The organism is Rhodobacter sp. SGA-6-6, assembly GCF_011043545.1.
Classification (GTDB): domain Bacteria; phylum Pseudomonadota; class Alphaproteobacteria; order Rhodobacterales; family Rhodobacteraceae; genus Pseudogemmobacter.
This window is the reverse complement of record NZ_JAAKGP010000014.1, coordinates 66473-87868: the sequence shown is the minus strand read 5'-3', so window position 1 is coordinate 87868 and position 21396 is coordinate 66473. Positions and strand designations below refer to the sequence as shown.

Annotated in this window: 20 protein-coding genes, 1 tRNA gene and 1 pseudogene; 4 read left to right on the top strand and 18 right to left on the bottom strand. The window is 68.3% G+C overall.

Annotation, left to right across the window (positions count from 1 at the left end):
- The 10 genes and pseudogenes from G5B31_RS18270 to G5B31_RS18225 all read right to left on the bottom strand — a co-directional run.
- A pseudogene (locus G5B31_RS18270) lies at positions 1-240 on the bottom strand (hypothetical protein); the annotation flags it as partial.
- On the bottom strand, positions 237-443 hold the full coding sequence (locus G5B31_RS18265; protein ID WP_062563779.1) for a DUF6511 domain-containing protein: 207 nt from the start codon (positions 441-443) through the stop codon (positions 237-239). The gene G5B31_RS18265 and the pseudogene G5B31_RS18270, both read right to left, overlap by 4 nt.
- 207 nt (positions 444-650) lie before the next feature.
- A complete protein-coding gene (locus tag G5B31_RS18260) occupies positions 651-2339 on the bottom strand; it encodes a DEAD/DEAH box helicase (protein ID WP_165019648.1) in 1689 nt (562 codons plus the stop codon).
- Between the two features lie 14 nt (positions 2340-2353).
- Positions 2354-2977 (bottom strand): hypothetical protein, encoded by a 624-nt coding sequence (locus tag G5B31_RS18255; RefSeq protein WP_165019647.1) that lies wholly within the window; start codon positions 2975-2977, stop codon positions 2354-2356.
- A gap of 101 nt (positions 2978-3078) precedes the next feature.
- A complete protein-coding gene (locus G5B31_RS18250; protein WP_165019646.1) occupies positions 3079-3954 on the bottom strand; it encodes an ATP-binding protein in 876 nt (291 codons plus the stop codon).
- Complete coding sequence (locus G5B31_RS18245; protein ID WP_165019645.1) at positions 3954-4250, bottom strand: hypothetical protein; 297 nt, start codon at positions 4248-4250, stop codon at positions 3954-3956. The genes G5B31_RS18250 and G5B31_RS18245 overlap by 1 nt, the downstream gene beginning before the upstream one ends.
- A gap of 38 nt (positions 4251-4288) precedes the next feature.
- A complete protein-coding gene (locus G5B31_RS18240) occupies positions 4289-4483 on the bottom strand; it encodes a hypothetical protein (protein ID WP_165019644.1) in 195 nt (64 codons plus the stop codon).
- Between the two features lie 84 nt (positions 4484-4567).
- Positions 4568-5290, bottom strand: a complete 723-nt coding sequence (locus tag G5B31_RS18235; protein ID WP_165019643.1) for an RNA polymerase sigma factor — start codon at positions 5288-5290, stop codon at positions 4568-4570.
- 110 nt (positions 5291-5400) lie between these two features.
- A complete protein-coding gene (locus G5B31_RS18230; protein WP_165019642.1) occupies positions 5401-5574 on the bottom strand; it encodes a hypothetical protein in 174 nt (57 codons plus the stop codon).
- Between the two features lie 175 nt (positions 5575-5749).
- The gene (locus G5B31_RS18225) at positions 5750-6259 is read right to left on the bottom strand and encodes a helix-turn-helix domain-containing protein (protein WP_165019641.1); all 510 of its coding nucleotides are present in this window, start codon (positions 6257-6259) and stop codon (positions 5750-5752) included.
- 542 nt (positions 6260-6801) lie between these two features.
- Here G5B31_RS18225 and G5B31_RS18220 point away from each other — a divergent pair.
- Genes G5B31_RS18220 through G5B31_RS18210 form a run of 3 tightly spaced genes read left to right on the top strand, consistent with a single transcriptional unit; the run spans position 6802 to position 8962 of the window.
- Positions 6802-7257, top strand: a complete 456-nt coding sequence (locus G5B31_RS18220) for a DUF2924 domain-containing protein (protein WP_165019640.1) — start codon at positions 6802-6804, stop codon at positions 7255-7257.
- On the top strand, positions 7257-8582 hold the full coding sequence (locus tag G5B31_RS18215; RefSeq protein WP_165019639.1) for a recombinase family protein: 1326 nt from the start codon (positions 7257-7259) through the stop codon (positions 8580-8582). Before G5B31_RS18220 ends, G5B31_RS18215 begins: the two co-directional genes overlap by 1 nt.
- Positions 8579-8962 carry a hypothetical protein gene (locus tag G5B31_RS18210; protein ID WP_100929109.1) on the top strand — a complete coding sequence of 128 codons (384 nt, stop codon included), beginning with the start codon at positions 8579-8581 and terminating at the stop codon, positions 8960-8962. Before G5B31_RS18215 ends, G5B31_RS18210 begins: the two co-directional genes overlap by 4 nt.
- Before the next feature lie 3 nt (positions 8963-8965).
- Here the strand turns inward: G5B31_RS18210 and G5B31_RS18205 are convergent, their stop codons facing one another.
- The 5 genes from G5B31_RS18205 to G5B31_RS18185 form a co-directional block, all read right to left on the bottom strand.
- Positions 8966-9802 (bottom strand): DUF3883 domain-containing protein, encoded by an 837-nt coding sequence (locus G5B31_RS18205; protein ID WP_165019638.1) that lies wholly within the window; start codon positions 9800-9802, stop codon positions 8966-8968.
- Positions 9803-10190: 388 nt separating this feature from the next.
- A tRNA-Ser gene (locus tag G5B31_RS18200) sits at positions 10191-10280 on the bottom strand.
- A gap of 192 nt (positions 10281-10472) precedes the next feature.
- Positions 10473-11189, bottom strand: coding sequence for an alanyl-tRNA editing protein (locus tag G5B31_RS18195; protein WP_165019637.1), 717 nt, complete (start codon positions 11187-11189; stop codon positions 10473-10475).
- Between the two features lie 24 nt (positions 11190-11213).
- Positions 11214-13622, bottom strand: coding sequence for a DUF3772 domain-containing protein (locus G5B31_RS18190; protein ID WP_165019636.1), 2409 nt, complete (start codon positions 13620-13622; stop codon positions 11214-11216).
- A 5-nt stretch (positions 13623-13627) separates the two neighbouring features.
- On the bottom strand, positions 13628-14662 hold the full coding sequence (locus G5B31_RS18185; protein WP_165019635.1) for a cysteine synthase A: 1035 nt from the start codon (positions 14660-14662) through the stop codon (positions 13628-13630).
- 346 nt (positions 14663-15008) lie between these two features.
- Between G5B31_RS18185 and G5B31_RS18180 the strand changes: the two genes are divergently transcribed.
- Positions 15009-15677 (top strand): hypothetical protein, encoded by a 669-nt coding sequence (locus G5B31_RS18180; protein WP_165019634.1) that lies wholly within the window; start codon positions 15009-15011, stop codon positions 15675-15677.
- 204 nt (positions 15678-15881) lie between these two features.
- On the opposite strand, the gene G5B31_RS18175 is transcribed toward G5B31_RS18180, so the two are convergent.
- The 3 genes from G5B31_RS18175 to G5B31_RS18165 all read right to left on the bottom strand — a co-directional run bounded on the left by G5B31_RS18175 (position 15882) and on the right by G5B31_RS18165 (position 21287).
- Positions 15882-17282, bottom strand: coding sequence for an aspartate aminotransferase family protein (locus tag G5B31_RS18175; RefSeq protein WP_165019633.1), 1401 nt, complete (start codon positions 17280-17282; stop codon positions 15882-15884).
- 335 nt (positions 17283-17617) lie between these two features.
- Entirely contained in the window at positions 17618-19129 is a 1512-nt protein-coding gene (locus G5B31_RS18170) for a trimethylamine methyltransferase family protein (protein WP_165019632.1), read from the bottom strand.
- 91 nt (positions 19130-19220) lie between these two features.
- Positions 19221-21287, bottom strand: a complete 2067-nt coding sequence (locus G5B31_RS18165) for an FAD-dependent oxidoreductase (RefSeq protein ID WP_165019631.1) — start codon at positions 21285-21287, stop codon at positions 19221-19223.
- Positions 21288-21396 lie beyond the last annotated feature (109 nt).

Genomic DNA, 21396 nt, shown 5'->3' with positions numbered 1-21396 from the left:
ATCCTCGAGCGCGTGGCCGATAGCGAAGATGCGCAGCGATTGGCCCGAAAAGTCCCCTCCCTCGTCCTTCGGGGTCGCCGTGAACTCGAACTGCAGGGCGCGCTCGCAGGCATGGCCGAGGCGCGAGCCGCCGAGATAATCGCGGGGCGGCCGCGTGGCCTGATCGGCGGTGAGCGCCCGATCGACGGCGACGTTGACCTGCTCCGCGAAACTGGGCCGATGATTGTAATCGAGGGTCAAAACGGCACCTCCGGCGTCTGCGCCCGGGCGATGTCGGACATGGCCTCGCGGAAGCCCTCGACGGCTTCCTCGATCAGCGCGCGCACCTGCGCCTCGGTCAGTTCGCCGAGCGGGGTGGCCCAGCCGATCTCGTCCATCAGCAGGGCGACGCGTTTCATGGTGGCGGTGATCGCGGCGCGCTCTTCCTCGGTGAGGTCAACCATGGCGAAACGCTCCCGCGCCAAGCGCGTCCAGAAGGACTGGCAGCGCATCGAGCAGAACCAGACCGATGGCCGGGGCCGCTTCGACCGGTGCGGATCGAACCAGCCAAAACCACGGGTGGGTTGCCGGCAGACAGCACAGAGCGTCCCACGCGGATGCCAGAGCCGCCGCCGGTCCGCGGCGGAGATTGGGGTGGGGGTGGACATGGGTCATGCCGCCCTCCGTTCGGGGTTGCCCGCCGTGTCGATCAGCTGGCGGATGGCGCGCTTGTTGAAGCCGAAGGTCATCAGCGCCGAGGCGCGGTAGCGCGTCAGGCCGAAGTCATGGCGGCACTCGGGCGGCAGGTACTGCAGCTGCTTTTCGGTCGGCGGCTGGCGCAGCCATGAACGGGTCTTGAAGGCGCTCTCGTCGGTCTCGTGCGTGTTCAGCCAGTCATCAGCCTGCGCGAGGCAGACGGTGCGCTCGCCGACGCCCAACAGGTGGGGGCGCTCGCCCTTCGCCCCGCCGATGGCGTACCAGACCCCGTCCAGCCAGAAGATGCCGCCCCAGGCGGCGAAGCCCGTGGCCATCAGCGCGTCGTCCGTGCCGTAGAGGTCGACCCACGCGAAGCTGGATCGCTGCAGCAGGTCGATCTCGGTCATCATGAAGCCCGAGAGCGGCGCGGCGCCCCCGGCTTCGCCCGCATCCAGATCCTCGCGCGGGAATGCCTCGCCGCAGAGCGGGCATTCGGTGGCGGCCAGCGGGATCTCCGCCTCGCAGGCAGGACAGGTCTTCGTCGGCGCCTCGCCGGGTTCGGTCTTGCCGTCGAGATCGACATCCTGTTCCAGCGTGCCGTGGATCAGGCTCGAGGTGCCGAAATCCAGCACGACGCAGTCGGTCTTGACGATGCCGGGATGTTCCTCCGGATCGACGGTGCGCAGGCCGCGCCCGACCATCTGGATCATCGTGGACTTGTAGGAACTCGGTCGCAGCAACACGACGCAGGAGGTGGGCGGTTGGTCCCATCCCTCGGTCAGCACCGCCACGTTGACCACGACGCGGATGTCGCCCGCGGCGTAGTCGGCTAGGATCGCCTTGCGGGTCTCGGCCGCCAGATCGCCGTGGATCAGCGCGGCGGAAACGCCAGCTGCCCTGAACGCCTCGGTGACGTGTTCGGCGTGCGCGACGGTGGAGCAGAACACCACGGTCTGCCGGTCGCCTGCCTTCTCCTTCCAGTGGCGGATCACCTCGTCGGTGACGGGGGCGCGGTCCATGATGCCCGCGACCTCCGCCATGTCGAAATCCGACATGGTCTTGCGGACCGAGCGCAACTCGTCCTGCACGCCCACGTCGATGACGAAGGTGCGCGGCGGCACCAGGTGGCCCGAGGCGATCAATTCGCCCAGCCGCACCTGATCGGCGACGTTGTCGAAAACCTCGCGCAGGCCCTTCCTGTCGCCCCGGTTCGGCGTCGCCGTGACCCCGAAGATGCGGGCGTCGGGATTGGCCTCGCGCACCCGGTCGATGATGCGGCGATAGCTGTCGGCGACGGCATGGTGCGCCTCATCCACGACCAACAGGTCGAGGCGCGGCATGTCCGCGAGGTTTGAGGCGCGCGCCAGCGTCGGCACCATGGCGAAGGCGACCTGGCCGCCCCAGGAATTCTCCGTGGCGTCGATCACCGAGGTTGCGACGCCCGGCACCACGCGCTGGAACTTGGCGCGGTTCTGCGCTGTCAGCTCGTCGCGATGGGCCAGCACGCAGGCCTTGGCGCCGTCGCCGATCATCTCGCCGGTGACCGCCGAGAGCATGATGGTCTTGCCCGCGCCGGTGGGCGCTACGCCCAACGTGTTGCCGCGGGAAGCGAGCGCAGCCACGCTGCGCTCGACGAAGGTCTTCTGGCGGGGGCGCAAGCGCATGGCCGGTCTCCCCCTTACTGCGCCCAGCTCGGCCGACCGGCGGCGCCGGGGGCGGACGCGGGCTGGCTGGGCTGGGTGGCCGTGGTGGGCTGCTGCGCGGTGTGGCCCTGCGTCGGGGCGGCGGTGAACTGCGGCGCGACCGTGCCCATCAGCGCGGCGTAGTCGCGATGATCGGGGGTGACCGCAGCGCGGATCTCGTTCTTGTCCTCGCCGTTGGTGTCCTGACCGATGTCGATGCGGGCGACGAATTCGACCCCATCGAGATCGCCGAACCCGTTGATGCGGCGGCGGGCCTGCGCCTCGGGCGAGTTGTCCTTGTCGGACACGCCGCGCGCCGAGTTGAGGATGCCGCGGATCAGGCCGCGCCCCATGTTTGCCCAGTCCGGGCCCTTCGGGCTGTAGAGGCCGATCAGCGACCAGATCTTGCGGCGGGCATAGGGCCCTTCGACGACAGTGTATTCGGCGTCAAGATAGACGGCGCCGGTGGTGGCGCGGCGGGCCCAGCCGCCGGTCCAGCCCTGCGAGGGGTCGTCGAAGCCGCCGGGGCGGAGCGTCAGGCGCACCTTGGCGAGCGTGCCCTTCGGGATAACGTTGGTGTTGGATTGCGCGGAGTTGAAGTCGTTCCAGGGTCCGGACATTGCGCGGCTCCTTTCAGTTGGAGGGTGGGACGCGCAGCGGCGTCAGAAGGGGAAAGCCACCCCGGCGACCGGATCGGGACACCGGGCGTGGCGAGAGGCGCTCAGCCATGGCCGGGCACCTCGGCGGGCGCGGGATCGGCCGGGGTCACCGGCGGCCAGGTCAGGCGTTCGGAGGCGGGCGCCGCGGGGCGCTGGATCTTCTCCATCAGCCGTCCGAGATGCGGGGCCTCGACCCTGTCGAGGCGACCGGATCGGTCCTTGGCCGGAAAGCCCCAGGGGTTCAGCGTCTGGCAGACAAACGCCCGCTGCGGCTGACCGCCGGGGTCAGGAATGTCGGCCATGGTGATGACCTGATCCACGATGCCCGGCAGCTCGAGCCCGGTCTTGCTGCCGTCGATCTGCGGCTGGAAGACCTTGCGATTGAAGTCGTCGAGCCGCTCGTCGAGGATGCCCACGAACCAGACATGCTTGCCGCGCGTGTGCTGCAAGTGGGTCAGCCAGCCGATCATCTCGCGGCCATGCAGCCCGTAGGCGCCGCGGATGTCGGGCTTGCCGGTCTTCTCCGAAAAGGCCTCGGGCTGGCCGCGGCACCATTGGAAGCAGAGCCGCCCGGCGACGGTGATCGAGTCGATGAAGACGGTCTCGTATTTCCCGATCACCGCCGGATCGCCGTAGCGGCCGCAGACCTCGTCGAAATGCGCCTGGCTGTAGGGCTGGTCCTCGCGCAGCGCCGGGTTCGGGCCGCCGATGAACACCGCGAAATCCCGGCATTCCTTCCAGGTGCGGGGCCGGAGCGTGTCGATCTCCAGGCCCTCGACCGCCAGATCGCCGGCCTCGAGATCGAGGAAGAGCGTGGTCGCGGCGTTCAGCGTCCAGAGCAGGCTGGTCTTGCCGATGCCGGACCGGCCGAAGATGACGCCCTTGATGCCCTTGCGTTGGGCGAGCCGTTCGTCGGCGCCGATGATGGGAAGGGCCATCACTGGCCCTCCTTCTTCATCACCGCAGCGGCGGCGCGATCTGCGCCAATGCACCCGGCCTCGCGGGCGAGCCTGTACAGGCGCTTCAGCGCGTCGGCGCAGCGGTAGGCGGCTGAGCTCTCGCGTTCCGCCTCCACGATCGCGAAGGCGATCTCGTCCACGGTCGCCTCGACGACCGGCCGCGGCTGGCGCGGCTCGTCACCGGGGCGCTGCGGGAAGGCGATGGTTTCGGGGAGGTCTTCGAGCGCGTAGCTCGCCTTGCGAAGACGGGTGATGTCGTCCGGCTGGTCCGGCATGGCTTTTCTCCGTGGGATGAGGTGATCGAGGAGGCCCATCAGGCGGCCTCGCGGTCGTCGGGCGCGGGTTCGGCGACGTAGATCGCCAGCAACGGCGTCCCGTCGGCATGGGCGCCGGCGTCCTCGATCTGATAGTTGCGGTTGGGCTCGCAGACCTCGGTCAGCTCCCAGCGGCGATAGAGCCCCGGAAGACGCCTGAAATCCTCGAGCGACAGATCGGCAGTGCGGTTCATGCGTGTCTGCTTTCGGTTGGAGGGAAGGCGCTCGGGGCGCTCGAATGGGAAAAGCCACTGGCGGGACCGGATCGGGACATCGGTTCAGGGGATTTCCTCGAGGGCGTCGTGCAGCCGGCGCATCGCGCGCTGGTACCGCTTGCGGGCAGCGGCCTCGGTCAGGCCCAGCTCGACGGCGACTTCGGCCTGCGAGAAGCCCTCGATCGCCACGCGGATCACCAGCAGGGCGTCATCGCCGAGCAGCTTCCGCACGGCGCCGTTCAGCCGTACGTACCCGGCCGCGCCGATCCCGCTGTCGCCGCTGTCAGCCACCTCGTCGGGATCGGCGCCGCTGGCGAGATGTTCGCGTGTCTGGTCGCGCTGGCGCACGCGGATCATGTCGCGCTCGACATTCCGCAGCACTGTGGCCGCGATCCAGTTGACACGCCCGAGGTCGAGGCCGCGGACAGCCTCGGTGGTGCGCGCCAGTACGTCGGACGCGACTTCGTCGGCAGTGCCGAGCCTGCGCCAGAGCGACCGGCGACGGATGGCGTCCAGGCCGGGCCAGAGCGCCAGCAACAGCATTGTCAGGGCGCAGTCGGACGCGGGCCCGTCGCCCTGCGCCGCCCTGACGAGCGCGGAGAGGATCTGGTTTTTCCAGGCGGGATCGCCGGGGGTGCTATGCAGCCCGTCCAGCAGGGCCGCCGGATCGCGGAACGGCGCGAGGGCGGCCTGCGTGCGCCGGATGGCGTCGAAACTGCGCTGGAAGTGAAGCTTGGAAGATGAATCCGTAAGGTGATCGCGGATCGCGTGCCACGCGATGGACATTGGACGCCTGCCTTGCGGCCAGGCGTCCGGCGCCTTCTCGTGGCCAGGTCAGGACGTCGCGCGTCTCTTGGGTTTCTGAGGGTTGGGTAGGGGCGCGCGTTGCCGCGCGCTTACGGCTTGTTCGTCACGTTCAGCCACCCGCAGCCGGGACAGGTCGCAAGAACCGGAAACCCGACGACATAATCGAGGGGCTTCCGGCGGATCTGCATCTGACTGCCGTTGGTCTTGCCGAGGAGCCTCCCGCAGTCATGGCACCGCCACTCCCGCGTGAATTCGGCGTCCATGGCGCCGCTTCCGCCCCCAAAAGGGCGACGCGACCGATCGATGCTATGTTTGGAATGTTGGTTCATTCGGCGCCTTCCTTCGTGGCCTTCGAAAATCTGGACGTGCGGGATCGTTCGAAGCAGCGCTTCTTGCTGCTTCGTGGTGAGGTCTTCGGGTGGACTGGATCAGTCGGGCTTAGCTGGGGCCGTCCTTGTCGGCCCCGGTCTTCTTCTTGGGACGCCAGCCGGGGGAGGCAGCAGCCTTCCGGCTTTTGCGCGCCAACTCGCGCGTCTCGCGGAACTCGGGCTCGATTTCGGCGAGTTTGTCGACGAGGCCCTGCAGGTCGTACATATTGGTCTGCCTTCCGCCGTGTTCGCCGTAGCGCTCGTGCCGACGCAGCAGCCCCTCCCGTTCGAGGTCAGTGATGTATCGCTGCACTTGGCGCTCGCTGATGCCGAGGCGGGACGAAAGTTCCTTTTTGCTCGGGTACGGTTTGCGTGCGGCGTCCCACCAGTGATCGATGATCTGAAGCAGGACGGCGAGCTGAGACGGGTTCAGGTGCAGCCGACGTTGTGCGCGCAGCAGCAACGACGGGATCATGCAGAAACCCTGCTCCATCACCTTCGCGCCCCACTTGTCTGCGTTCGCAGACCGACGTGGCTTCTTGGGCGGGGTTGCCGTTTCTGATTGATTCTGTTCGGTCATTTGTGTTCTCCTTGCCTCATAAATGCAGCCTGCCGGGGCTCCACACAAGGCTCGGAAAGTGGACGTTTTTGTCCTGGGGGCATAGACACAGGTATCTAGTCCCCCAAGTCGTCAGCGTCTCCTGATTAAGACATCAGTTACGCAGGAGAACGTGAAGGCGCATAACAAGCATATTGAACCCCCGGACACGGATGACCTATGGGGAGCCCCTTGAGGCCGGTTTATGCGGCTCGGATTCCCGGTATCAGGCTCTTCTGACCGCAGCTGTCCCGATCAGGCCGTCCACTTGGCTTTTCTCTCTCAGAGCGCGCTGCAGCCAAGCGCCGCATGACGGAGACCAAGTTGAAACGCCCCAATCCGCTCCCGCCCGACCAGATGACGCCCGCGGAACGCCGCGCCGAGCTGTGCGGCCTGATGGCGCTCGGGCTGGTTCGGCTGCGGATGCGGGAAATGGGCGAAGTATCTGACGATACTGGAGAACGTTGCCTACACTCTCCTCCCGACAAATGCCGTCATGCAACTCCAACTCGCCGGAGAAATGCATGAACAAGCCCGATCCCATTCCCGCGCGCCTCGCCGCGCTGAAGTCCATGTCCGTCACCCAGCTGAAGTCGGAGTGGCAGACGATCTTTGCATCGGCAGCGCCGAACAACAGCCGAGCGTTCCTCGAGAGCCGGTTGGCCTACCGCATCCAGGAGCTGACGTATGGCGGTCCTGATCGCGAAACCCGGCGCATGCTGGACCTGCTGGCCGACGAGGTCAGCGGCACCCTGACACGCAAGAGCCAGATCGCCGATCCTCGCAATCCCGTGGTCGGCACGAGGCTGATCCGAGAATGGAACGGGGTCGAGCACACGATCACGGTCCTGCGGGACGGGTTCGAGTGGCAGGGCCGCCCCTACAAATCCTTGTCCGCGATTGCGCGGGCGATCACCGGGACGCGTTGGAATGGCTACCGTTTCTTCGGGTTGCGCGAACGAAAGCGGGGGAATGATTGATGGATCAACGCACAAATCCCGTCCGCCGCCAACGCTGCGCGATCTACACGCGCAAGTCCTCCGAGGAAGGGCTGGAGCAGGAATTCAACAGCCTGCATGCCCAGAGAGAGGCCTGCGAAGCCTACATCGCCAGCCAACGCTCCGAGGGCTGGGTGCTGGTCCGCGATCAGTATGACGACGGCGGCATTTCGGGCGGGACGCTGGAACGGCCCGGCCTCAAACAGCTTCTGGCCGACATCGAGGACGGCCTGATCGATGTGGTGGTCGTCTACAAGATCGACCGCCTGTCGCGGTCGCTGATGGACTTCTCGAAGCTGGTCGAGGTCTTTGACCGCAACGGCGTCACCTTCGTCTCGGTCACGCAGTCCTTCAACACCACCACGTCCATGGGGCGGCTGACGCTGAACATCCTGCTCAGCTTCGCGCAGTTCGAGCGCGAGGTCACGGCCGAGCGCATCCGCGACAAGGTCCGCGCATCCCGCATGAAGGGCATGTGGATGGGCGGCTATGTCCCGCTCGGGTACGATGTGAAGGACCGCAAACTCGTGGTGAACGAGGACGAGGCCGCCACCGTGCGGGGTATCTTCGAGAGGTTCGTCGAGGTCGGATCAGCGACCGTGCTGGCCCGTGAACTGCGCCGCAAGGGGTTCCGCAACAAGCAGGGCACCTTGGTCGACAAGGGATATCTCTACAGGGTGCTGGTGAACCGCGTCTATCGCGGCGACGCCGTCCACAAGGGCAATGCCTATCCCGGCGAGCATCAGGCCATCATCGGCGAGCAGCTGTGGGATCAGGTCCATGCCATCTTGCGGCAGAATCCGCGAAAGCGCGCCAACAACACTCGCGCGCAGGCGCCAGCGCTGCTCAAGGGGCTGATCTTCACGGCCACGGGCGCCGCCATGACCCCGAGCAGCACGAAAAAGGGCGCGCGGCGATACCGGTACTACGTCTCGATGGACGTCATCAAAAACCGCGAGCCCAGCGATGAAGGCATCCCGCGCCGTCTTCCTGCCGACCTCGTGGAAGCGGCCGTGGTGACCGAGTTGCGGCGGGTGATGCGCGCGCCCTCGATCACGGCGCAGGTCATCGCCCACTTGGCGCGCGAGGGTCACGTCTTCGCCGAGGCCGACGTGATCTCCGCGCTGCAGACGTTCGATGACGTCTGGGCCCAGCTGTTCCCTGCGGAGCAGACCCGGATCGTACAGTTGCTGGTGCGCCGGGTCACTGTGACGTCCGAGGGGCTGGTGATCGATGTCCGGACCGACGGCGTCTCGGGCGTCATGCGCGACATGATGGCGCCACGAAAGAAGGTGGCGGCGGAATGATGAAACCCGACGAGTCCATCCAGATCTTCGTGCCGCTCAAGGTCCGCAAGCAGAACGGGCGGCCGAAGATCATGCCGCCCGCCACCTATCTGCCCAGCGAAGACCGAACGCAGGATCCGCATATCCTGCGCGCCATTGGTCGGGCGTGGGGCTGGCGGCGGCGGATGGAGGCTGGCGAATTCAACACGGTCACCGATCTGGCGAAAGCCGTGGGGCTTGCCGAACGCCATGTCAGCCGACAGCTGCGGCTCGCCTATCTCGCGCCAGGTGTCCTCAAGCGACTGGTCTACAAGCGCGAGGTGCCCGCCGTGACCCTGTTGAAACTGACCGACGTCGCGGCCTTGCCGTGGCACGAACAGCCGGAGCGGGTGTTCGACTGAGCCTCAGTGAAAGCTCGCCTGAAACGTCGTCGCGGTCAGCGAGACATGCGTGTCCAGTGGCGGATGCAGTTCGAACGCCTTTGGCTCGCGTGAGAAATTCCAGAGCCGAAACAGGCACCATTCCGGCCGGCGCTCCTCGGCCATGGCCAGTTCGTTGCGGGTGATGTGGAAGGGCGTGCGCTCCCACCCGTTCGTCGTCTTGACCTCGATCAGCCGCGGGAGCCCGTCCGGGGCGAAACTCGCGATGTCGTAGCCCGCGCCGTCGCCATCCTCCTCCGACACCCAGCGCACCTTGCGCGCCAGATCGTCCCGTCCTGCCGAGCGCAGAGACGCCCGTTCATGCGCCAGCACACGTTCCTCGCCCGCGCGCCCGAGGGCCCGGTTGCGCTCGTCCCGGCCCGCCACGTCGAACTTGCGGGCGATGTGCAGCATCTGGTCCAGCTCCTGCGGGGGCGGCTGGTTCGACAGCGTCGGCGGCGGCCCGATCCAGATCTGCGCGGCCTCGCGCAGGCCAGCGGCGGTTTGCAGCCCCGGTTGGCGTCCGAGCCAGGCCGGGTTCAGCGCCAGCCACCGCGCCACGGCATCCACCAAGGTCATCTGGAAGTTGAACGCGGGCTTGTAACCGGGGATCCAGTCCTCGCCGAGGCCCTTCAGCACCGCACTGATGTTCTGGTGCTTGAACTCGACGGACCCCTCGGACCGGCCGTTCAGCAGCGGCAGCAGCGCGCGGCGGTGCTCGGCCTTGCTGTAGCGGCGCGCGGAGATGTCGTCGGCCAGCATCGCGAAGTAATCCGCGACGATCAGGTCGTTCTCTTCATCTGTCCACGCCCCGTTCGACATTGCGCCAGGCTATGGGCGTGAAGTCTGTTTGTCATCAGAGACTTCCGGCAGGGCCTTGGCTTGCGTCGAACGTGGCCGCCGGACTTCGGGATTGGACGCCACGGAGCCGTCCTTCTGACCGCCCTGCGCCTTCGTGTCTGTCTCCGTTACCAGATTATCTTGCGAACGGGGCGAACCCATGAACGCGGCAACCCATTGGAAATGCGAGGATGTTTCGCGCCGTCCCGTGACCATCGAGGGGCGCTCGAAGAGAGACGCGGGCCATTCGGAGACCCATTCTGCGTGAAGCGCTGAGTCTCCGAAGGGCGGATGACCTTGCCAACGCCCTTTGAAACAAAAAGAAAAAAGGCCCCAACCGGGGCCCTTGGACGGATTCAGTATCTGAATGTGGCGGACAGTGAGGGATTCGAACCCTCGAGACGGTTCCCCGCCTACACACTTTCCAGGCGTGCGCCTTCGACCACTCGGCCAACTGTCCGTCAGCGGCTCTTAGCCTGTGGCGGGGGTGGGTTCAAGGGGCTGGTTTGCCGGAGGGCGGCGCGCTTCGCTTGCCTCTCCGGGCAGGGCATCGGTCTCAGGGGCGCAGGCTGTCGGCCCGGGCAGGTCGCGCCTGCCCTGCGAGGCATCGCCGGGCCAACCTCCGGGAAGACCGGCGCCACACCGCCTCGCCCTACTCCGCCAGCGAGATCGAAATGCGGCGGTTCTGGCGGCCCTTCTTCTCCACCTTGTCGAGGACGATGCGGCCGATCTCGCCGGTGCGGGCGACATGGGTGCCGCCGCAGGGCTGCAGGTCGACCTGACCCGTGCCCTCGCCGATCCGCACCAGGCGGACGCGACCCTGGCCGGTGGGCGGCTTCACCGACATGGTCTTCACCAGCCCGGGGTTGGCGGCCAGCTCCGTATCGGTGATCCAGGTCTCGGAGACCTTAAGGTCGAGGTCGACCAGCCGGTTCAGCGCCTCTTCCAGCGCCGCCACGTCGGCGGGCGGGTCGGGCATGTCGAAGTCGAGCCGCCCGCGCTCGGCACCGATCTGGCCGCCGGTCACCGGCAGAGGCACCACCACCGAAAGAAGATGCAGCGCGGTGTGGATGCGCATGTGGCGGTGGCGGCGGGTCCAGTCCAGCGCCTGGACCACCTCGGCGCCCGGGGCCGGCATGGCGGCGGGCTCGGCCGGGACCAGCGCCACGCCGCCCTCGGCCTTCACCGCGGTGGCGATGGCGAGCCTTCCGCCCTCCCAGGCCAGCCAGCCGCTGTCGCCGGGCTGGCCGCCGCCGGTGGCGTAGAACACCGTGCGGTCCAGCACGATGCCGCCCTCGGGCGTATGGGCCAGCACCCGGGCCGGGGCGGTCTGCAGATAGGGGTCGGCGCGGAACAGAAGCTCGGTCATCGGCGGTCCATCGGTCATGCGGGCTCAGCCGCTTTCGTCCTTGTCGCGGGGATCGCGGGCGGCAGGCGCGGGCGCCGGCGCCGCGGGCGGCTCCTCCCCCCGCAACCCGGCCAGCGCCCGGGCGATCTCGTCGACGTTGCGCAGGGCGACATCGCTGGTGTGCGGAATCTCGATGCCCTCGGCGGCGAAGCGCTCGACGATCTGGTGGTTGATGTCGGTCTTCACCTGGGCGCTGAAGTTGACGTCGCGCAGGATCACCCGGATCTCGAACTGCATCGCATCCGGCGCGAAGCCCTGGAAGGCCACGGTCGGCGGCGGGTTCAGGATGGCCAGCGGCTGCGCCTCGGCGATCTCGCGCAGGATGCGCTCCACCTTGCGGGTGTCGGTGCCGTAGGACACGCCCACCGGCACGATCAGCCGTCCGGCCAGCGAGAATCGGGTCCAGTTCTTCACCTGCTGGCTGACGAAATCGGCGTTCGGCACGATGACCATGGTGCGGTCGAAGGTCTGCAGCTTGGTGGAGCGGACCGAGATCGACTTGACGATGCCCTGCACGCCGCCGACCTCGACCCAGTCGCCCTCGCTGACCGGCCGTTCCACCAGCAGGATGATGCCGGAGACGAAGTTCTGCACGATGTTCTGCAGGCCGAAGCCGATGCCGACCGATAGCGCGCCGGCGACGATGGCCAGGCCGGAGAGGTCGATCCCGGTGGCGTTGATCGCCACCAGCGCCGACAGGAAGATGCCGACATAGCCCAGCCCCGCCACCAGCGCAGTCTGGCCGCCGCGGTCCATCGAGGTCTTCGGCAGGATGGTGGAGCGCAGCGCCCCCTGCACCAGCCGGGTGATGGCATAGCCGATGACGAAGATCACCGCGAAGATCAGGAAGTCGGTGGGCGAGATCCGGGTCTCGCCCATCTGGAAGCCCTCGCGGAACCGGGTCCAGAGCTCGGTCAGGTCGGAAAAGCGGGCGCCCCAGATCAGCGCGAACAAGGGCAGCGACAGCACCGCCAGCGCGAAGCCGGCCAGCACCGGCACGAGGCCGTCGCCGGGCGCCGCCTCCTCGCCGCGGCGGGCCAGCGCCAGTGCCCAGACATCGCCGACCAGCCGCTGCAGGATGAAGAGGATGCAGATCATCGCCAGCGAGACGATGGCCGGGAAGATCATCGCATCCGCCGCCGCGACATAGCCGAAGGCGGCCAGCACCGGCCCGGCGATCCCGATCAGCCCGATCGCCTGGGCGATCAGCGACAGCAGTGTCAGCACATAGCTCTGCCCGCCCGCCTCTTCCCGCCCCCGCCGCAGCACCCGGCCCATCCGCCACAGCGCCAGCCCGCCGGCGACCAGGATCGGGAAGGTCATCACCGCAGTGGTGGCGTCGGAATATTCCTGCGCATCCATCGCCTCGGCCCGCAGAAGCTCGGCCGCGGAGACGAGGCCCATCATCACCGCGAGGAACCGCCCCTCGGCCCGCCGCTCGGGCGGCAGCGGCAGCACCGCGCCCTCGCCCTGCTGGCGCGGGAAGGCGCGCATCCCCAGCCAGGCGGCGAAGAACACCAGGAAGCCCATCACCGGCAGGGCATGGTTCACCCGGCTGCCCACCTCGCCCAGCATCCCGGTCGCCCGCAGGGCCGAGGTCAGCGCCACCACGCCGAGGACCGGCACCACCACCAGCCCCAGCGAGGCCAGCACCGCCAGCACCCGCCGCCGCATCTCGCCGCCGCGCTGCTGCAACCGTTCGGCATAGCCGTCGATCCAGCGGCGGGCATAGATCGACAGACCGGCCCAGACCGCCAGCAGCAGCACGATCAGCGGCAGGTTGTCCACCAGCCGCTCGCGCGCGTCCGGGTCTTCCCAGGCCTCGCTGCCCTCGTACCAGAACCGCATCACCGTGTCGGACAGGCCCACCGCCGCCTCGGGCCAGTTGCCCGGGTTGACCGGCGAGGGCCAGAGCCGCAGCAGCGCATCCGCCTGCCGTTCGCGCAAGATGCGGTCGATCTCGCGGATCAGCCCGTCGGCGCGGCGATAGGCCTCGTCGGCGGCGATCCCCGGCGCCTGCAGCTTGACCAGCCGGTCGGCCAGTTCCTTGCGGCGGGCGCTGATCTCCTCGGCCTCGGTCTCGCCTTCCGCCGGGGCGGGGCCGAGCGCGGCGATCTGTTCCTTCACCGTGCCGATCCGGGCCGAGTTGGCGCTTTGCGCGGTGGACAGCGCCGCCCGCCAGGCGGCGATCTGGCCGCGCAATTCCTCCAGCCGGGCCTCGGTCAGGTTGCGGTCTTCCAGCTCCTCCTCGGCCTTGGCCGCGGCCTTCTCCCAATCCTCGTAATTGACCGTCTCCTCCGCCTGCCCGTTCTCCTGCGCCCAAAGCGGAGCGGCCCCGGGCATCGCCAGGACCGCAACTACCAGAAGAAGGAGAAGGGCGCGGAGGGCCCGCATCGGTGTCAGGCGTCCTCGAAGACCGAGGGGATCGGCCGGGCCGGCCGCGCCAGCCATTCCGGCACCGGCAGGCCCTTCTCGCGCAGGAAGGCCGGGTTGTAGATTTTCGACTGGTAGCGGCTGCCGTAGTCGCAAAGCACGGTGACGATGGTGTGGCCCGGCCCCATCTCCTTCGCCATGCGGATGGCGCCGGCGATGTTGATCGCGGTCGATCCGCCCATGCAGAGCCCTTCCTCCATGGCGAGGTCGAAGATCAGCGGCAGCGCCTCGGCATCCGGGATGCGCCAGCTGAAATCGGGGGTCAGGTCCTCCAGGTTGGCGGTGATCCGGCCCTGGCCGATGCCCTCGGTGATCGAGGACCCGGGCGATTCCAGCTTGCCGGTGGTGTAGAAGGAATGCAGCGCCGCGCCCTCAGGGTCGGCCAGCCCGATCTTCACGCCCTTGGGTTGCAGCGCCATGGCGACACCCGCCAGCGTGCCGCCCGAGCCCACGGCGCAGACGAAGCCGTCCACCTTGCCCCCGGTCTGGTCCCAGATCTCCGGCCCGGTGGTCTCCACATGCGCCTGGCGGTTGGCGACGTTGTCGAACTGGTTGGCCCAGATCGCGCCGTTCGGTTCCGTCCGCGCCAGCGCCTCGGCCAGCCGGCCGGAGTAGCGGACATAGTTGTTGGGGTTGCGGTAGGCCGCGGCGGGCACCTGCACCAGATCGGCCCCGGCCAGGCGGATCATGTCCTTCTTTTCCTGGCTCTGGGTCTCGGGGATCACGATCACGGTCTTGAAGCCCATGCTCGCGCCCACCAGCGCCAGCCCGATGCCGGTGTTGCCCGCCGTGCCCTCGACGATGGTGCCGCCGGGCCGCAGCTGGCCGCGCTTCACCGCGTCGTTGATGATGTAAAGCGCGGCGCGGTCCTTGACCGACTGGCCGGGGTTCAGGAACTCGCATTTGCCGAGGATGGTGCAGCCCGTCATCTCCGAGGCGCGGCGCAGCTTCAGAAGCGGCGTGTTGCCGATGGCATGGGCCAGGTCGCCGTAGATGGTCATGGGCAGGCTCCTTCGCGGTTCGCTGGTCCAGTCTTAGGGCGAAGGCACGCCGACCTCAAGCGGCGCGGACCGGACGCCCGCCCCTGCCTGCCGGCCGTCTCCACCCCGCCGGCCCCTCTCCCGGACCTGCCATTCGCCCCCTTTGCCTCCCGCCGCGCTGTCCTCCCCGCGCAAGCGGGGATCCGGATGCCCGGCCTCAGGAGATGGGTTCCCGCTTGCGCGGGGAGGACAGGTTGGGAGGGATGACACCTGCGCGACACGCGCACCGGCCGGGAAGTCACCCGACCGCCGCCCGAAATCCGCCGCATTGCCGGGGGACAACTCGCGCAAAAGTTGCGAGTGCCGCATGCCCCTGTTCCGCCTTCTCCCGCTTGTCCTGCTTCTGGCCCTTCCGGGGTGCCGGGACGAGGAATTCGACTGGCGCCAGAGGATCACCGTCACTGTCGAGACGCCGGCGGGAGAGGTCTCCGGTTTCTCGGTGCAGTCGCTGCATGTGACCAAGGCGCTGAAGGGCTACGCGGGGCAGCCGCCCGGGAGCCATACCGAGTTGCGGGGCGAGGCGGTGGCGGTCGAGGTGGCGGCGGAGCGGTATCTGTTCCTGCTGCTGGAAGGGCCGGATGTCTGGCTGCTGCCCTCGCTGGTGCGGCCGGGCCTGGGGGAATACGCGGGCTACGGCGTGCGCACCATCGAGGTGCTGCGGGCGGCGGGGGCGCTGCCGACAGGCACCGTGCTGCCGATCCCGCCGGACGGGCTGCCGCTGCTGGTGACCTTCGACGACGTGGCGGACCCGAAGACGGTGCGGCGGGTGGAGCCCTCGGACCTCGCGGTCAGCTTCGGGCCGGGGGTGGCGCTGACATCGGTGACGCTGGAGATCACCGACGAGGCGGTGACGGAGGGGAGGGTGGAGGAGGTGCTGGGTCGCAAGCCTGGCGATGGTTCGCTCGATGGAATCTGGAATGAGATTTCCAGCGATGCCCGAAAAATACTGAGTTCAGTCAACTGGGTGAGGAAATAGCCATGGCCGTCTCAAAGGAACTCTTTCTGGCAATCCTGTCTATGGATGCCTGCGACCGAGGCTAGCACCGGCACAGCGGATCTGCCCCCGTCCCCGTTCTCCCCCAACGAAAGAGGCCGCCCCCGAAAGGCGGCCCCTTCCTCGCCGCAAACCGACTCCGGACCCCCGGAAGCCACTGCCCCCGCGCCCCGTCCTCGGCAGGCGTCAGTCCTTCTTCGCCACCAGCAGCCCGTCGGCCTTCAGCCCGGCGTGGCATTCGTCCAGCGACTTGCGCGCCCGGGCGACCAGGGTGTCGATCTCTTCCGGCGTGATCACCAGCGGCGGGGCGATGATCATCCGGTCGCCGACATGGCGCATGATCAGGTCGTTGGCGAAGCAGCGCTCGCGGCAGCGGAAGCCGACCGTGCCCTCCTCGCTGGCGAAGCGGGCGCGGGTCGCCTTGTCCGGCGTCAGCGCGATCGAGCCCATCAGCCCGACCAGCTTGGCCTCGCCGACCAGCGGGTGGTCCTCCAGCCCCTTCCACAGCTTCGCCAGATGCGGGTTGGCCACGTCGCGCACATGCTCGACCACGCCTTCTTCCTGGATGATCCGCAGGTTCTCCAGCGCCACCGCGCAGGAGACCGGATGGCCGGAATAGGTGTAGCCGTGGAAGAACTCGCCGCCCTCGGCCACCACCGCCGCCACCTCGTCGCAGATGATGGAGCCGCCGATGGGGGCATAGCCCGACGACAGGCCCTTGGCGATGGTCATGATATGCGGCCTGATGCCGAAGGTCTGCGAGCCGAACCAGTTGCCGGTGCGGCCGAAGCCGGTGATGACCTCGTCGGAGATCAAGAGGATGCCGTATTTGTCGCAGATGCGCTGGATTTCCGGCCAGTAGGTCCGCGGCGGCACGATCACCCCGCCGGCGCCCTGGATCGGCTCGCCGATGAAGGCGGCCACCTTGTCGGCGCCCAGTTCCTCGATCTTCGCCTCCAGCTCGCGGGCGCGCATGAGGCCGAACTCGTCCTCGGTCATGTCGCCGCCCTCGGCCCACCAGTAGGGCTGGCCGATATGCTCGATCCCGTCGATGCGGCCGCCGTGGGAGTGGATCGGCTTCATCCCGCCGAGCGAGCCGCCGCCCATGGTGGAGCCGTGATAGCCGTTCCAGCGCGCGATGATCACCCGCCGCTCGGGCTGGCCCTTGACCTGCCAGTAGCGGCGGACGAGGCGGATGTTGGTGTCGTTGGCCTCGGACCCCGAGCCGGCGAAGAACACATGATTCAGGTCGCCCGGCGCGATCTCGGCCAGCTTGGCGGCCAGGGCGATGGCGGGGACATGGGTGGTCTGGAAGAAGGTGTTGTAATAGGCCAGCTCTTCCATCTGCTTGGCGGCGGCCTGGGCCAGTTCCTTGCGGCCGTAGCCGATGTTGACGCACCAGAGCCCGGCCATGCCGTCGATGATGCGGTGGCCCTCGCTGTCGGTCAGCCAGACGCCCTCGCCCCGGGTGATGACCCGCGCGCCCTTCTCGGCCAGGCCGTTGGCGTCGGTGAAGGGGTGCATGTGGTGGGCGGCATCGAGCTTCTGCAGCTCGGCGGTCGGCAGGTGGTTGGTGATCATGTTCATGGGAAACCTCGCAGAATCGGCGGGATGGAAGGCCGTCTTGCCGGCAGGATATGATCAAAAGCCGGGGGGTTCAAGGAATTTGATCAAATTTTGCCCCCGTCTGCTGCGGGCGGGAAAAGGCGAGGCATTGTCTCGCCCCCGCCCGTGCGGGACGATTGCACCCGGAGACGGTGGCAGCACATAACCCGGGAGGCCAGCGCCCGACCCGACGGGCGAGAAGCGCCCGCCGGGGGCGGGGCGGGCGCTGGCCGGGCCTTGAGGGCCCGGCCGGTCCGGTTGAGATGTAGCTCTGTGGCGAAGGCGATGGCCTTCGCCAAGGACGCCGGGCAAGCCCCTCAGTTCATCGGCGCCCCGCCCTCCCGCTTGCGGCGGGCGACGAAGGCCTCCAGCGCCTCGGCGATGCCCGGGTCCAAGGGCGGCTGCTCATACTCGGCCAGCATCTGCTTCCACAGCGCATTGGCCCGCTCCCGCGCCTGCACCCCGCCGCGTTCCAGCCATTGCGGGTGGTTGTCCCAGTTCGACAGGATCGGGCTGTAGAAGGCGGTCTCGTAACGCTCCATCGTATGCGCCGCGCCGAAGAAATGGCCGCCGGGCCCGACCTCGGCGATGGCCTCCAGCGCCAGCGCCGCGGGCGAGACCTCGATGGGGCGGAAATATTCCTCCATCATCTGCAGCATCTCGGCGTCCAGCACCAGCTTCTCGAAGCTGGCGGTCAGCCCGCCGTGCAGCCAGCCCGCCGCATGTTCCACCAGATGCGCCCCGCCCATCAGCGCGCCCCAGAGCGCCATCTGCGATTCATAGGCCGCCTGCGCATCCACCTCGTTCGCCGCACAGACGTTGGAGGACCGGAACGGCACCCCGATCCGCCGCGCCAGCTGGCCGCTGGCCTGCGCCGCCTTGGTGTATTCCGGCGTGCCGAAAGCGGGCGCGCCCGAGCGCATGTCGACGTTCGAGGTGAAGCCGCCATACATCACCGGCACGCCGGGCCGCACGATCTGGGTCAGCGCGATCCCCGCCATCGCTTCGGCGTGCTGCTGCACCAGCGCGCCCGCCAGCGTCACCGGGCTCATCGCCCCGGCCAGCGTGAAGGGGGTGATGACGTTGACTTGCCCGTGCGCGGCCATCGTCATCAGCCCCTCGGCCATCGGCACGTCCAGCTGCAGCGGCGAGTTGGTGTTGATGATGCCCAGAAGCGCGGGCGTGTCGCGCATCGTGTCCGGCGTCAGGCCAAGGGCCATCGCCCCCATCTCGATCCCGTCCATGGTGCGCAGGCGGCCGAGGGTCTGGGTCTGCCAGTTCTTGTCCAGAAGGGTGATCTGGGCGAGGTAGATGTCCAGATGTCTCGTATGGGCCGGCAGGTCCATCGGCTCGAACGGGCCGCCGCCTTCCTGGTGCAGGACGTTGATCTGCTGCACCAGCCGCAGGAAATCGCACATCTCGGCGAAGGTGCCGTCGCGGCGGCCGCGGTCGTTGTCCATCGCATAGGCCGGCCCGCCGACCGAGGCGAAGACATGGTGCCCGCCGCCGAGCCGCAGCGACTTCGCCGGGTCGCGGGCGCGCAGGGTGAAGGTGGCGGGAACGCTGCGCAGGCAGGCCGCGATCATGCCCTCGGGGAAGGTGACCTTCTCCTCCGCGACCCCGGCACCCGCGGCGCGATAGGCGGCGCGGGCGGCGGGCTCCAGCACCCGCATCCCGGTGGTGGCCAAGAGCTTCAGCGCCGCGAGGTGGATCGCCTCCACCTGGTCGGCCGAGATCACCTCCACCGGGGCATAGCGCCGCTCCACCTGCCCGAAGGGCACCTGACGCAGTTCGCCGGCGGTCCGGCCGGGACGGGGACGGCGGCTCATCGGCCCGTTCCGCCCGCAGCCGGGAGGGACAAGATTTTTGGAAAAATCTTGTCAAAATTCTTCCAAGAATTTTGCAAGTCGCGCACCCCTCTCATTCCGCCGCCTCCGGCAGGAAATCGCGGGGGGCGAAGGGGGCATCGCGGCCGACCGAGACGCGCGCGAGCCCCAGTTCCCGCGCCGTCTTGTGGCCCTGATAGACCGCATGGGCGATCGCCCCGGGCGCATTGGCGTCGCCGGTCAGATGCACCCGCTGCGGGCCCCCTTTGCCGACCAGCGCCTCGTAAAGCGCCGATCCCCCCTGCCGCAGCCCGACGATCACCAGCGACCGGGCCGGGATCTCCCGCGCCTCGCCGCTGAAGATCTGCGCCAGCCGCAGCGTCTCGCCGTCGAAGCCGGTCACCACCTCCAGCGTGCGGCAGGCGATGCCCTTGGCCGCGAAGGAGGCATGGACCAGCGGCTGCTCGTTGGTCATGAAGCCCCAGGCCGCCGCAGCACCCGCCGTGGTGATATAGGTGACCGCCTTGCCCTGCCCCGCCAGCGCCTCGGCCACGGCCGAGCCCATGTAGTAGTTGTCGTAGTCGAAGACCGCCACCGGCCCCTCGATCTCCGCCCCCGCGGCCAGGTCGTCCGGGGTGTAGACCCGCGGCGCCTCCAGCCGCGCGCCCGGCAATTCGTTCGGGTTGCACAGCACCGGCTGCCAGGTCGCCCCGGTCGCCACCACCACATGACCGGCGCCGAATTCGGCCACGTCGGCCGCAGTCAACCGGCTTTCGGGGTAGAGCGAGACGTTTTCCATCCGCCGCAGCTGCCCCAGCCGGTAGTCCACCACCCGATGCCATTGCGACAGGCCGGGCAACCGGCTCTCGAAGCGCAGCCGTCCGCCGAAGTCGCGCGCGGCCTCGGCCAAGGCGACGCGGTAGCCGCGGCGGCCGAGCGTCAGCGCCGCTTCCAGCCCCGCCGGGCCGCCGCCGACGACCAGCACCTCGCCTTCCGCGTCGCGGGTGACGACCTCGGGGTGCCAGCCGCGCCGCCATTCCTCTCCGGCGGTGGGATTCTGGGTGCAGCGGACCCAGACGCCGTCGTGCCAGGAGGAGATGCAGATGTTGCAGCCGATGCATTCGCGGATCTCGTCCTCGCGCCCGGCGTCGATCTTGGCGGGCAGGAACGGGTCGGCGATGGACGGCCGCGCGCCGCCGATGAAATCCAGCACCCCCCGCTTCACCATCGCGACCATCGTGTCGGGCGAGGTGAAGCGGCCCACGCCCACCACCGGCCGGTCGGTGAGCCGCTTGACGAACTCCACCACCGGCTCGTGGCTGCCTTCCGGCGTGTAGCGGCTGGCGGCGCAATCGGTGGCAGAATAATCCATCTTGATATCAAACAGATCTGGGGCGTCCTTGAGAAACTGGATGACCTCGTGCCCCTCGCTTTCCGCTACCTCCGAGGGCCGCGCCCGCAGCTCCTGCATCGACAGCCGCAGCGCCACGGCGCAGCGGCCGCGGGTCGCCTCGCGGGTGGCGTCGATCAGTTCCTCGACCAGCCGCACCCGGTTGCGGACCGACCCGCCGTAGGCATCCGTCCGGCGGTTGTAGTCGGACAGCAGGAACTGGTAGGGCAGATAGCCCATCCCGGCATAGACATAGAGGATGTCGAAGCCCGCCCGCTCCGCCCGCACCGCCGCCTCGGCGTGCCAGCGGATGAAGTCGCGGATGTCGGCGGCATCCATCGCCTTCGGCCGGGCCGAGGACATGAAGCCGACATGCGTCGCCATCCAGGGCACGCCCGAGGGCGACAGCGGCGCATGGCGGGTGGTCCGGTTCACCGCCGCCGCGCCGCCGTGCCACAGCTCCACCGCCGCCAGCGCGCCATGGGCATGGACCGCCTCGGTCATCACCGCATGGGACCGCACGTCGGCCTCGTCCCAGAGCGAGGCGAAGGGAAAGGGGCTGTCGTCGGAGGTGGGGTGGATCGAGCAGGCCCCGGTGGAGACCACGCCCCAGCCGCCTTCGGCTTTCATCGCCCGGAAGGCGGCGCGGACATGCGGCGCCGCATTGGTCATGCCGCTGGCATGGGGCACCTGGAAGAATCGGTTCTTCGCGGTCTTCGGCCCGATGCGGACCGGCTGGAACAGCACGTCGTAACGGGGGTTGCGGGACATGCTGCCCTCCACTGTTGAACGGTCGTATCATAAGAATGAGGAAGGCCGCCGGTCAATCCGGAAAAAACATTTGCCCGACTCCGATCCTTGTTGCATTGTCGTTCAACAA